Genomic DNA, 12,751 nt, shown 5'->3' with positions numbered 1-12,751 from the left:
TGACAATCCCCACCCCTCCGGTGCACTCCGGGTGGAATCGCCGTGAATTCCCGGAGTTGCTGATCAGCGACCCACCGCGTACCCCTGCATCCCTCGCGGGTTCGCCGCCGCCGACAGCACACCCGTCCCCGGATCCCGGGCGACCGCGCACAGCCGGCCCTCGGACCATGCCTCCGCGACCTGGACGTCATGGCCGCGACGGCGCAGCTCCTCGACGACCGCCCCGTCCGTGCGGGACTCGACGGTGAGGCTGCCGGGGCGCATGCCGCGCGGGTGGAACGAGCTCGGGAAACTGTCGTTGTGCCAGTTCGGGGCGTCGATCGCGCCCTGGAGGTCGAGTCCGCCGCGTACCTCGCCGCGCAGCGCCACGGCCAGGAAGAAGTGGGTCTGCCACTGGTCCTGCTGGTCGCCGCCCGGGGTTCCGAACGCCATGACCGGCACTCCGTCGCGCAGCGCCAGCGAGGGTGTCAGCGTCGTACGGGGGCGGCGGCCCGGCGTGAGGGAGTTGGGCAGCCCCTCGTCCAGCCAGGCCATCTGGAGCCGGGTGCCGAGCGGGAAGCCCAGCTCGGGGACGACAGGGTTGGACTGAAGCCAGCCGCCGCTGGGGGTGGCGGCGACCATGTTGCCCCAGCGGTCGACGACGTCGAGGTGGCAGGTGTCGCCCCGGGTGCCGCCGTCCCGGGCCACCTCGGGTTCCCCGGCGGCCCTGGCCACGGTGGGTTCACCCGCGCCCGGCAGCGCCAGCGCGTCGAAGCCCGGCTCCCCGTCGGCGACCTCGCGCGCGTGGCCACTGATCATCGGGGTGCGCCCGCCGGGACTGCCGGGGCGCAGCTCGCTGGCGGCCTTGTGGCCGATGAGGGCGCGTCGCTCGGCGTTGTACTCGGGCGACAACAGCTCGTCGAGGGGCACCTCGGCCGCGTCCCCGTACCAGGCCTCCCGGTCGGCCATGGCGAGCTTGCAGCCCTCGACGAGCAGGTGGACGTACTCCGCGGAGCCGTACCGCGGCAGCTGGGGCGGGAGCAGGGCGAGCTGCTGCAGGAGGACCGGGCCCTGGCTCCAGGGGCCCGCCTTGCACAGGGTCCAGCCGCGCCAGTCGTACGTCGCGGGCGCCTCGTAGCTCGCGGACCAGGAGGCGAGGTCGGTGGCTGTCAGGGTGCCGGTGTGGCGGTGTCCGCTGGTGTCCATGGTGGGCCGCCGGGCCTGTCGTACCAGGGCCTCGGCGATGAAGCCCGAGCGCCAGACGCGGCGCGCGGCCTCGATCTGCGCCACGCGGCCGGTCTCCCCGGAGACCTCGGCGAGCAGTCGGCGCCAGGTCGCGGCGAGGGCGGGATTGCGGAACAGTTCGCGGGGACGCGGCGCCTTCCCGCCGGGCAGGTAGACCTCTGCCGACGAGGTCCACTCCGTCTCGAAGAGCGCGCGCACCGACTCCACGGTCTCGCCGACCCGCTCCACGGGCGGGTGCCCGTCCTCCGCGTATCCGATGGCGTACTTCATGACATCGGCGAGGGACCTCGTGCCGTGGTCGCGCAGGAGCAGCATCCACGCGTCGAAGGCGCCGGGCACGGCGGCCGCGAGCGGCCCGGTGCCGGGTACGAGATCCAAACCGAGTCTCCTGTAGTGGGCGATCGTCGCCCCGGCCGGCGCGACGCCCTGTCCGCACAGCACACGCACCTCGCCGCCCGCCGGGGCGAGGATGATCGGGACCTCGCCGGCGGGTCCGTTGAGGTGCGGCTCGACCACGTGCAGCACGAAGCCCGCGGCGACGGCGGCGTCGTACGCGTTGCCGCCGTCCTCCAGGACGGCCATCGCCGACTGCGAGGCGAGCCAGTGCGTGGAGGACACCATGCCGAAGGTCCCCTGAAGCGTGGGTCGAGTAGTGAAGGACATCTCTCACCTCGGTGTCTGCGCGCGTCGGCCGGTGCCGATCAGTCCTCCGGACGCGTTGTGGGAGGAATCCGGGGAGTTCCGGCTCGGCTCCGGTCGCCCTGACCAGGGAGCAGACTACCGATCGGACGCGCTCTCACTTCGGCGCCCATCGGCCGACGACCGTCGCCCACCGGTGCGGCGGTGAAACGGCTGGGAGCCGCCGGAGGCTTCGATGTGGTTCCTGACATCCGTCCGCGCGTCGAGGCGCCGTCCGGGACGGCACCTCGACGCGGTTCTCGGCGGGCGGAGACGCTCGGTCAGACGACCGGCAGCTTGCCCTTGTCGGTCAAAACCGTGCCGAGGTAGGTCGCCGTCCTGCCCTTGACCCAGTACACCTTGACGCGGACCTTGTGGCCCTTGGCGATCCGGGGCGAGATCTCGCAGTCCTTGACGGAACTGGTCTCGCAGGTGTTCCGCCGCTTGCCCGTGGTCGCGTCATAGGTGACCGCCCGGATCGAGTGCCCGTCCTTGGCCGAGTCGATCACGTCGGTGAACTGAGGTCCCCCGGAGGAGTTCCGCGGCTCGAACACCACGGTCGCGACGGACTTGCCGTTCTTCTTGAACGAGCCGACGTAGTTGCCGCCGGCGAAGGACGTTCCCGTGCCCAGTGCCAGTGCCAGCCCGGTGGCGGTGACGGCTGTGCCGACGCGGGCCATGATGTGCCGATTCATTACTCTCCCGTTGACGTGCTGTGCCGCTGAGTACGCGGCTCGCGGTCTGTAGCTCATACCTCTTTGTGAGTCAGAAGTTCAACTTGAGCCACGTCGGCACCGGGAGACGGACCGTCGGGACTGTTCATGCGCCGCCTGATCCCTGACCCCTTGCGGCACTGCCCGATGCCGACGTGCGCCGCGGGACCGTGGCGTCCGGCAACAAGAAGCGACACCCCGCTCGACGAGCGCCACGCACCCCTCAGTTCGCACTCCCCCGCGCCGTCACCAAGCCCGACTCGTAGGCGAACACCACCAGTTGGGCCCGGTCGCGGGCGCCCAGCTTCGTCATCGCCCGGCTGATGTGGGTCTTGGCGGTGAACGGGCTGATGACCATGTGCGCGGCGATCTCCTCGTTGGTCAGACCGCGCGCGGCCAGTGCCGTGACCTCGCGTTCGCGGCGGGTGAGGCACTCCAGGCCGGGCGCGGTGGCCCGGTCCGGGGGCCGGGCGACGAACTCGCCGATCAGGGTGCGGGTCACGGACGGGGACAGCAGTGCCTCCCCCCGCGCGACGACCTCGATGGCCTGAAGCAGGTCGGCGGGCTCGGTGTCCTTGAGCAGGAAGCCGCTGGCCCCGGCCCGCAACGCCTCGAAGACGTACTCGTCCAGGCCGTAGTTGGTGAGCATGACGACGCGTACGGCGGACAGCTCCGGGTCGGCGGCGATACGGCGGGTGGCCTCGATGCCCGACATCACCGGCATCTGCACGTCGACGAGGGCGATGTCCGGCAAGGAAGCGCGCACCAGCGCGAGGCCCTGCTTGCCATCGGCGGCCTCGCCCACGACCTCGATGCCGTCCTCGGCGTCGAGCAGGGCGCGGAAGCCGGCGCGCATCAGCGCCTGGTCGTCGACGAGCGCGACCCTGATCACGGCACCTCCTCCGGTAACCCCAGCGGCAGTTCGGCGCGCACCGAGAAGCCGCCCTCCGTGCGCGGTGCGGCGTGCAGGGTGCCGCCGAGGGCCGTGACGCGTTCGCGCATGCCGGTGAGGCCGATGCCGGGGGTGGGCGGACGGGACGGGTCGGCGCCGCCGTCGTCGTCGACGGATATCGTCAGGTCGTCGGTGCTGTAGTCGAGTTGGACGGCCACCTTGGCGGGGCCCGCGTGGCGCGCGGCGTTCGTCAGGGCCTCCTGGACGATGCGGTAGGCGGCACGGTCCACCGTCGCCGTGAGCGGACGCTCCTCGCCGCACACCGTCAGCTCCACGGCGAGACCGGCCGCGCGGGCCCGCTCCACGAGCAGCGCGGGAGTGCCGGTCGGCTCGTCGGTGCGCAACACCTCCAGCGTGGCCCGCAGTTCGCGCATGGCCTCGCCGCCCGCTTCCTGGATGGCGAGCAGCGCGGGCGGGACCTCCTCACCGCGTTTGCGGGCGAGGTGGACGGCGACGCCCGCCTGGAGCTTGACGATCGAGATGCTGTGCGTGAGCGAGTCGTGCAACTCGCGGGCGATCCGCAGCCGTTCCTCGCCCGCCCGGCGCAGGGCCGCCTCCTCACGGGTGCGTTCGGCTTCCATCGCGCGCTGTTCCGTCTGGCGCAGATACGCCTGCCAGTTGCGGTCGGCGAGGCCTGTCACCAGGGCGCACAGGAACCAGCCGGCGAGCAGGAGAGAGCGCTCGGCGCCTGCGCGTGCCGTGAGGTCCGTGGTGACGAATGCCGCCAGGAACAGGGCACTCGCGAGCGCCGCCACTCCTCGGTGACCCGCTCGGGCCGCCGTGTGGACGGCGCCCAGTACAGGGAGGGCGGCGAGGGTGCCGGGGTGGGCGTGCAGGACGTACGCCGTCGTGGTGACCGTACTGACCGCGAGTACCCGGCGCGGGGCGCGGCGGTAGGCCGCGAGGGCGAGGGAGCCCACGGTGATCAGCGCGTAGTCGGCGGGGGTCGCGCCGTCGTCGACCGCGGCGGCGGTCATGACGAGGGCACCGACCACGACCGCGAGGGCCGCGTCGGTCAGGTGCCTGCGCGTGCCCTGGTCCAACGCCATGTCCCGCACGATAGACGGCCGTTCGGACAGTGGCGTCAGACCTGTGGAGGGGGCCCGGCGTACTCCGGCTGGAGTAGATCACGGCGCGCGCTGGGCGGGTGGGGGTGGCTCGGGATGCCTTCGGGTGGACGACGACCGGGGACGGCTCCCTGAAGGAGGGTGGCGACGGCGGCCGAACCGGCGGCCCCGCCCTCATTCCCTACCAGGAGGCATCCCATGTCCAGTCCCTTCCGTTACACCACCCCGTCTCCGCCCAAGTCCGCCACCGGCCGTGTCGCGGGCGTCTACGCCCAGCTCGCCGACGACTTCGGCATCGAGCGCGCGGTGACCTTCGTCGTGCTCTCGCCCGCTCCCGGTCTCATGGCCTCGGCCTGGGCGTTGATGCGCGAGTCGCTGATCGCGGGCGAGGGCAGCCGGACGGGGAAGGAACTCGCGGCGCTCGGGGTGTCCGTCGCCAACCGGTGCCCGTTCTGCGTGGACGCGCACACGATGTTGCTGCACGCGACCGGGGACCACCGGCTCGCGGAGACGGTGGCGCGCGGGGACACCCCCGCCGACGAGGAGCACGCGCGTGTGCTGGCATGGGGCGGGGCGACCCGGACCCCGGGGGCGCCCGAGTTGGCGCCGTACCCCTTCCCCGTCGCGCACGCCCCCGCCTACATCGGCACCGCCCTGTCCTTCCACTTCATCAACCGCGTGGTGTCGGCGCTGCTCACCGAGAGTCTGCTGCCCGGCAACGCGCAACGGTTCCGGGCGGTGCGGAGTCTGGCCGGGCGGTCCGTCGCCCGGACGGTGCGCCGGCGAGCCGTGCCGGGTGCGGGCCTGGAACTCCTCGACGACTCCGGGCCCGGTCCGGACTGGGCGCGCGGGACCACGGTCGGGCCGGCCTACGCCGCACTGCGGGCCGCCGCCACCGAGGGGGAGGGTCTTCTCGACGAGGCCGACCGGATCCTCGTACGGGAGACGCTCCGGGACTGGGACGGCTCGCACCCGCCGCTCGCGTGGGACGCGCTGCCCGACCGTTCGCGGCCCGGGGCGCGGCTCGCGCTGCTGGCCGCGCTGGCCCCGTACCGGATCACGGACGAGGACGTGACGGCCTGGCGTAAACCCATCCATACCGACCACTGTCTGGTGCATCTGGTGGCGTACGGCGCGTTCGCCGCCGTCGACCGGATCGAGAGCGCGCTTCCCGTCCGCACGGCCGAGGAGACCTCATGACACAGATCGCCAACTCCGCTCAGGCGCGGGCCTGGAACGGCAGCCTCGGCCATCACTGGGCGGGCCACCACGAGCGCTATGACACGCTCGTGTCGGGCCTGAACACCGCGCTCTTCGACGCGGCGGCGATCGCTTCGGGCGACCGCGTCCTGGACGTCGGGTGCGGGGCCGGTGCGACGACCCGGATCGCGGGCCGGCTGGCGGCGCACGGGCACGCCGTCGGGGTCGACATCTCGGCACCCCTGCTCGACCGGGCCCGGGCGACGACCGCCGCGGAGGGGGTCACCAACGTCGCGTACGAGCTCGCCGACGCCCAGATCCATCCCTTCCCGCCCGCCGGATACGACGTCCTGATCAGCCGGGGCGGGGTGATGTTCTTCGCGGACCACGCGGCGGCGTTCCGGAACCTGGCGCGCTCGCTGCGGCCGGGCGGGCGGCTCGCGTTCGTCTGTCCGCGGCCCGCCGGTCCCGAGGTGGAGGAGTCACGCGCCCTGAGCCTTTTCGGAGAACTCCTGGACGAACCGGACGCCGCGACGGTCGCCGTCCAGGCCGCCATGGCCTCCCTGTCCGACCCGGAGCACATCCGCGAGGTTCTGCGCGGGTGGGACGACGTGACGGTGACTCCGGTCGCGACGGAGACGATCTGGGGGCGCGACGCCGCGGACGCGGTCGGCTTCATCCTCTCCCGCACGCCCGGACGGGCGGTCGACGCCGACACGCGCGAGGCCCTGCGGGACACCTTGCGCCCTTATGAGACGGATCGCGGTGTTCGACTCCGGGCGGCGGTGTGGCTGGTGACGGCGAAGTGGCGGACGGACGATTCCCAGTGAGTCACTGTCACCGCACAGGCACGGAGTGAGTTGGCACTTCCGCCCCACAGGGAGTCATGTGACACTGGCGTTCCGTCCGCAGTGTGGACCACCTCCGCACCGTCCCCCACGAGAAGTGCGCCGTGCATTCTCTTCCTCTGCCACTCGCCCTCACCGCGCGCCTGCTGCCGGTCGCGGTCCTCGCCTGCACGGGCTGGGTCATGTCGTCCGGCACGTCGACGACGACTCCGGCCGCCACCGACCACAAGTCGCCCCAGACGGCGCAGTCCCCCTCGGGCCCCGCGGCGACGGCGGTCGCGAAGACGTACACCGCGGCCCCCGCGCCCTGCACCGGCGTGACGGAGAAGACGATCAAGGTTCTTGTCCCGGGCGCCAAGACGGCCGGCCAGGAGATTCCGTCGACCGACAAGTCGGTGCGCCGCACCTGTTCCTGGAACGCGCTCAAGGGCTTCGACTACCACTGGCTGGACGTCTCGTACGAGATCAAGGATTCGGACGAAGCGGCGCAGAAGTCCTATACGGGGCGCGTATCGGACAAGAGTGGCGGTGGGGCGGTTCCCGGCCTCGGCGACTCGGCCTACTCGGTCGTGAACCTCACCACCACGGACAAGCAGCAGACCCGTGAGGGAGTGGTGATCGTCCGCGCGTCCAACGCGCTGGTGGTCGTCACGTACAACGGCAGCAACTTCGAGACGAAGAAGGCGCCCAGCACGGACGAGATCAACAAGGGGGCCATCAAGGCCGCCAAGGACGTGGTGGCGACGCTGGAGAACGGCCAGAAGGGCTGACCGTTCTCCAACCGCCGCACTGATCCGACAGCTGTTGTCCCTCAGCCGTTCTCCGACGGCTGTTCTCTCTCAGCCGTTCTCCGACGGCTGTTCTCCCTCACGCGTCAGACGGCGGTCTTCTCCTTGCCCCGCAGCAGCATCAGCGCCAGGTACAGCACCATCGACGTACCGAGTCCGACCGCCCAGCCGTAGTCGGCCAGGGACTTCAGCGCCGGGATGGGCCGTCCGTCGATGAGCGGATGGAAGTCGGCGCCGCCGACGGCCAGGACGCCTCCGGTGAGGAAGGCGACGACGGCCCGCCAGTTCCAGCCGCCGTCGTACCAGTAGCGGCCGCCCGTGCGGTACAGGTCGGCGAGATCGAGCTTGGTGCGGCGCAGGATCCAGTAGTCGGCGATGAGGATGCCGGCGACGGTGCCGAGCAGACCGCCGACGAGGCCGAGCCAGGTGAAGATGTAGCCCTGCGGGTCGGAGTACAGCTTCCAGGGGAAGATCAGCACGCCGAGGACACAGGTGGCGAGTGCGCCGGTACGGAAGTTGATCTTCCGCGGTGCGAGGTTGGAGAAGTCGAAGGCCGGCGAGACCAGGTTGGCCGCGATGTTCACGGACAGGGTCGCGACCAGCACGGTGACCAGCGCGTAGAGGAGGCCGAAGACGTTGTCGGTCTTGGCTGCCAGCTGGACCGGGTCCCAGATGGCCTCGCCGTACACGGCCTGCGAGCCCGAGGTGACCATGACGGACAGGAAGGCGAAGAGCGTCATCGTGGTCGGCAGACCGAGCGCCTGACCCCAGGTCTGCGCCTTCTGGCTCTTGCCGTACCGGGTGAAGTCGGGAATGTTCAGCGACAGCGTGGACCAGAAGCCGATCATGCCCATGAGCGAGGGCCAGAAGAGCTTCCAGAAGTCGCCGCCCCAGCCGAGCTTGGAGGGCTGGTCGAGCAGCGGGCCGAAGCCGCCCGCCTTGCTGCTCATCCACCACAGCATCACACCGGCGCCCAGCAGCACGAAGGGCGCCGCCCAGTTCTCGAAGCGGCGGATCGTCTCCATGCCCCGGTAGATGATGGCGACCTGGAGCACCCAGAAGATCGCGAACGACAGCCACATGGTCCACGCGTAGCCGCCGACCTTCGAGGCGTTGGCCCAGCTGTCGCCGAAGAGCTTCCCGGCGAGGAAGTAGATCGCCTCGCCGCCGATCCAGGTCTGGATGCCGAACCAGCCGCAGGCCACCAACGCCCGTACGACAGCCGGCAGGTTGGCGCCGCGGACACCGAAGGAGGCGCGGGCGAAGACGGGGAAGGGTATGCCGTACTTGGGTCCCGCGTGCCCGGTGAGCAGCATCGGAACCAGCACGATCAGGTTGGCCAGCGCGATGGTGAACACGGCCTGCTTCCAGTCCATGCCGACGGCTATCAGGCCGGAAGCAAGGGTCCAGGAAGCGGTGTTGTGGGCCATGCCGACCCACAGTGCCGAGAAGTTGTACGTGGTCCAGGTGCGCTTCTCGACCGGGACCGGCAGCAGGTCCTCGTTGGCGTAGGGGCCGCTGGGCGCGGGCGCGTCGGGCGCGATCTCCACCCGGCCGTCGGGGAGCGTGACTTGAGCGACGGGCGGGCCCTCGCTGGGGACGGTCTCGGTCATGGGCAGGCCAATCAAATGAGGAGTGACGGGAGAGGCCGTGCGGGTGACGCCGTGGGGGGTTGTGCGGGTGTGGTGGTGCGGTGATCCCCTTCCCGGACGGAGGGAAGGGGACGTATGGGGAGGGGGAGCGGTGACCGGAGTACGGCCGGTGGTGCGGTGGGCGGCCGGAGGCCGGCCGCCCGGAGCGGAGTTGTCAGCCGTTGACGGCCGGGATGACCTTCGACCCGTACGCGTCGATCACGGCCTCCTGCGCGTCGTGCATGTCGTACACCGCGAACTGGTCCACGCCCAGCGCGCGCAGCGCCTTCAGCTTCTCGATGTGCTGCTCGGCCGTGCCGATCAGACAGAACCGGTCGACGATCTCGTCCGGCACGAACTTGGTGTCGGGGTTGTCGCTGCGCCCGTGGTGGGAGTAGTCGTAGCCCTCGCGGGCCTTGATGTAGTCGGTGAGTTCCTCGGGTACGGCGGCGGAGTGCTCGCCGTACTTGGAGACCAGGTCGGCCACGTGGTTGCCGACCATGCCGCCGAACCAGCGGCACTGCTCACGCGCGTGGGCGAGGGCCTCCGGCGAGTCGTCCTCGGTGATGTACGCGGGCGCGGCCACGCAGATCTTCACCTCGGAGGGGTCGCGCCCGGCCTCGACGGCCGCGTCCTTCACGGCCTTGACCATGTACTCGGTGAGATAGAGGTCGGCGAGCTGGAGGATGAACCCGTCGGCCTCCTCGCCGGTCATCTTCAGGGCCTTGGGACCGTACGCGGCCATCCAGACCGGGAGTTCGGCACCCGGCTTGACCCAGGGGAACTTGACGACGGTGCCGCCGAGGTCGGCCTCCTCGCCGCGGCCGAGGGCACGGATGACCTTCATCGCGCCGCTGATGCGGGCGAGTGTGTTGGGCTTGCGCCCGGCGACGCGCATCGCCGAGTCACCGCGCCCGATGCCGCACACCGTGCGGTTGCCGTACATGTCGTTGAGCGTCGCGAAGGTGGAGGCGGTGACCTCCCAGGTGCGGGTGCCCGGGTTGGTGACCATCGGGCCGACCGTCAACTTCTCGGTGTTCGCGAGGATCTGACTGTAGATCACGAAGGGTTCCTGCCACAGCACGGCCGAGTCGAAGGTCCAGCCGTACGTGAAGCCGTTGCCCTCGGCGCGCTTCATCAGGTCGATGACGCGGGAGGCCGGGGGGTCGGTCTGCAGGACGAGTCCGAAGTCCATGGCGCCACTCCTAGTCGCTCAGAGAAGGTACTGACAGGTGGAGCGGGGGGTGTAGACGCCGTGACCCGCGCGTCCGGTGAACTCCCGCTCGGTGATGACCGGTTCGCCGCGCGAGAGCACGGTCTCGACCTGCCCGGTGACGCGCTTGCCCTCGTACGCCGAGTAGTCGACGTTCATGTGGTGGGTCTCGACCGACATGACCTGCTCGGCGTGCGGGTCGTAGATGACGATGTCGGCGTCGGCACCCGGTGCGATGGTGCCCTTCTTCGGGTACAGGCCGAACATCCGGGCCGGCGTGGCGCAGGCGATCTCGATCCAGCGGCGGCGCGAGATGTGCCCGTCGACGACGGCCTGGTGGAGCAGGTCCATGCGGTTCTCGACGCCCGGGAGGCCGTTGGGGATCTTCGAGAAGTCGCCCCGGCCCAGCTCCTTCTGGCCCACGAAGCAGAAGGGGCAGTGGTCGGTCGACACGACCTGGAGGTCGTTGGTGCGCAGGCCCCGCCACAGGGCGGCCTGGTGCTCCTTGGGCCGAAGGGGCGTGCTGCACACGTACTTCGAGCCCTCGAAGTCCGGTTCCGCGAGGTTGTCGGTCGACAGGAACAGGTACTGCGGGCAGGTCTCGCCGAAGACGTTCAGCCCCTCGTCGCGCGCCCGCGCGATCTCGGCGACCGCCTCCTGCGCCGAGACGTGCACGACGTACAGCGGAGCGCCCGCGACCTGGGCGAGCTTGATGGCCCGGTGGGTGGCCTCGGCCTCCAGGAGCGCCTTGCGCACCTCGCCGTGGAAGCGCGGGTCGGTCTCGCCGCGCGCCAGCGCCTGTTCCACGAGGACGTCGATCGCGATGCCGTTCTCCGCGTGCATCATGATCAGGCCGCCGTTCTCGGCGGAGCGCTGCATGGCGCGCAGGATCTGACCGTCGTCGCTGTAGAAGACGCCGGGGTAGGCCATGAACTGCTTGAAGGAGGTGACGCCCTCCTGGACCAGCAGGTCCATCTCCTTGAGCGTCTCCTGGTTGACGTCGGAGACGATCATGTGGAAGGCGTAGTCGATGGCGCAGTTGCCGTCGGCCTTGGCGTTCCAGGCGTCGAGGCCCTCGCGCAGTGAGCGGCCGACGCTCTGCACCGCGAAGTCGACGATGGTGGTGGTGCCGCCCCAGGCCGCGGCCCGGGTGCCCGTCTCGAAGGTGTCCGAGGCGAAGGTGCCGCCGAAGGGCAGCTCCATGTGGGTGTGGGCGTCGACGCCGCCCGGGATGACGTACTTGCCGGTGGCGTCGATGGTCTTCTCGGCCGTCCACGACTCGGCCGCCGGGGTGCCGGTCGCGGCGAGGGCGACGACCCGGCCGTCCTCGATCAGGACGTCGGCGTGGATCTCGTCGGACGCGGTGATGACGAGGCCATTACGGATGACGGTACGGCTGCTCATGCTCCCTCTCTCCTGCCGTTCGCTGAATGCGGTGCGCTGAAAACTGCGGGTCACTCGTGGCTGGTCGCGCCCACGCGGCCAAGCCGCGCAATGCCACAGCCCCGCGCCCCGTCGGGGGCGCGGGAAGCCCGGCGGACTCCAGGGCCCCGCCGGGCTACGGCGCGGTCAGCGGCTCGTACGCGTCGGGCCGGCGGTCCCGGTAGAACTGCCAGCGGTCGCGCACCTCGCGCAGCTTGGCCATGTCGAGGTCGCGGACGACGAGTTCGGTCTCCTTGTCGCTGGCCACCTCCCCGACGAACTGGGCCTCCGGGTCGACGAAGTACGACGTTCCGTAGAAGTCGTTGTCGCCCAACTCCTCCACGCCCACGCGGTTGATGGCGCCCACGAAGTACTCGTTGGCGACGGCCGCCGCCGGCTGCTCCAGCTGCCAGATGTAGGAGGACAGTCCGCGCGAGGTGGCCGACGGGTTGAACACGATCTCGGCGCCCGCGAGGCCCAGCGCACGCCAGCCCTCCGGGAAGTGCCGGTCGTAGCAGATGTAGACGCCGATCCTGCCCACCGCGGTGTCGAAGACCGGCCAGCCGGCGTTGCCGGGACGGAAGTAGAACTTCTCCCAGAAGCCCTCGACCTGCGGGATGTGGTGCTTGCGGTACTTGCCGAGGTACGAGCCGTCCGCGTCGATCACGGCGGCCGTGTTGTACAGGACGCCGGGCTGCTCCTCCTCGTACATCGGCAGCACGAGCACGATGCCCAGTTCCTTGGCCAGCGCCTGGAAGCGCCGGACGATCGGGCCTTCGGGGATCTGCTCGGCGTACTCGTAGAACGCCTTGTCCTGGACCTGGCAGAAGTAGGGCCCGTAGAAGAGCTCCTGGAAGCACAGCACCTGTGCGCCCTGTGCGGCGGCGTCGCGGGCCGCCTGCTCGTGGACCTGGATCATCGACTCCTTGTCGCCGGTCCAGGCAGTCTGGAAGACGGCGGCGCGGATCACTCTGCTCATCGGGACCTCCGGTCGCTCGGTGTGCGAGGAGCCTAG

11 protein-coding genes are annotated in these 12,751 nt (G+C 70.6%); 3 read left to right on the top strand and 8 right to left on the bottom strand.

Translation table 11 applies throughout. From position 1 onward, the window contains the following. Positions 1-63: 63 nt before the first annotated feature. The 4 genes from FNV62_RS40375 to FNV62_RS40360 form a co-directional block, all read right to left on the bottom strand. Entirely contained in the window at positions 64-1,887 is a 1,824-nt protein-coding gene (locus FNV62_RS40375) for a gamma-glutamyltransferase family protein (RefSeq protein ID WP_144315938.1), read from the bottom strand. A gap of 296 nt (positions 1,888-2,183) precedes the next feature. Next, positions 2,184-2,597: a hypothetical protein gene (locus tag FNV62_RS40370; RefSeq protein WP_143628796.1), complete on the bottom strand. Its 414-nt coding sequence runs from the start codon at positions 2,595-2,597 to the stop codon at positions 2,184-2,186. Between the two features lie 241 nt (positions 2,598-2,838). Beyond that, positions 2,839-3,507: a response regulator gene (locus FNV62_RS40365; protein ID WP_067362402.1), complete on the bottom strand. Its 669-nt coding sequence runs from the start codon at positions 3,505-3,507 to the stop codon at positions 2,839-2,841. Continuing rightward, positions 3,504-4,616 carry a sensor histidine kinase gene (locus FNV62_RS40360; protein WP_097289295.1) on the bottom strand — a complete coding sequence of 371 codons (1,113 nt, stop codon included), beginning with the start codon at positions 4,614-4,616 and terminating at the stop codon, positions 3,504-3,506. Before FNV62_RS40360 ends, FNV62_RS40365 begins: the two co-directional genes overlap by 4 nt. A 216-nt stretch (positions 4,617-4,832) precedes the next feature. Here FNV62_RS40360 and FNV62_RS40355 point away from each other — a divergent pair, with 216 nt between their 5' ends. The 3 genes from FNV62_RS40355 (at position 4,833) to FNV62_RS40345 (ending at position 7,452) form a co-directional block, all read left to right on the top strand. Beyond that, on the top strand, positions 4,833-5,834 hold the full coding sequence (locus FNV62_RS40355; RefSeq protein ID WP_054230366.1) for a carboxymuconolactone decarboxylase family protein: 1,002 nt from the start codon (positions 4,833-4,835) through the stop codon (positions 5,832-5,834). Next, positions 5,831-6,664 carry a class I SAM-dependent methyltransferase gene (locus FNV62_RS40350; RefSeq protein WP_144315937.1) on the top strand — a complete coding sequence of 278 codons (834 nt, stop codon included), beginning with the start codon at positions 5,831-5,833 and terminating at the stop codon, positions 6,662-6,664. The genes FNV62_RS40355 and FNV62_RS40350 overlap by 4 nt, the downstream gene beginning before the upstream one ends. Before the next feature lie 122 nt (positions 6,665-6,786). Beyond that, a complete protein-coding gene (locus FNV62_RS40345) occupies positions 6,787-7,452 on the top strand; it encodes a hypothetical protein (protein ID WP_143628793.1) in 666 nt (221 codons plus the stop codon). A 104-nt stretch (positions 7,453-7,556) separates the two neighbouring features. On the opposite strand, the gene FNV62_RS40340 is transcribed toward FNV62_RS40345, so the two are convergent. The 4 genes from FNV62_RS40340 to FNV62_RS40325 all read right to left on the bottom strand — a co-directional run bounded on the left by FNV62_RS40340 (position 7,557) and on the right by FNV62_RS40325 (position 12,715). Next, the gene (locus tag FNV62_RS40340) at positions 7,557-9,083 is read right to left on the bottom strand and encodes an NCS1 family nucleobase:cation symporter-1 (protein ID WP_060895145.1); all 1,527 of its coding nucleotides are present in this window, start codon (positions 9,081-9,083) and stop codon (positions 7,557-7,559) included. Positions 9,084-9,276: 193 nt separating this feature from the next. Continuing rightward, positions 9,277-10,296, bottom strand: coding sequence for a TIGR03842 family LLM class F420-dependent oxidoreductase (locus FNV62_RS40335; RefSeq protein WP_054230369.1), 1,020 nt, complete (start codon positions 10,294-10,296; stop codon positions 9,277-9,279). Between the two features lie 18 nt (positions 10,297-10,314). Next, entirely contained in the window at positions 10,315-11,718 is a 1,404-nt protein-coding gene (hydA, locus tag FNV62_RS40330; protein WP_054230370.1) for a dihydropyrimidinase, read from the bottom strand. 154 nt (positions 11,719-11,872) lie between these two features. Then, positions 11,873-12,715 carry a nitrilase-related carbon-nitrogen hydrolase gene (locus tag FNV62_RS40325; protein WP_054230371.1) on the bottom strand — a complete coding sequence of 281 codons (843 nt, stop codon included), beginning with the start codon at positions 12,713-12,715 and terminating at the stop codon, positions 11,873-11,875. Positions 12,716-12,751 lie beyond the last annotated feature (36 nt).

It is taken from the genome of Streptomyces sp. RLB3-17, assembly GCF_007113425.2.
Classification (GTDB): Bacteria; Actinomycetota; Actinomycetes; order Streptomycetales; family Streptomycetaceae; genus Streptomyces; species Streptomyces mirabilis_D.
Note: the sequence above shows the minus strand (reverse complement) of the source record. Positions and strands in the feature narration are given on the sequence as shown.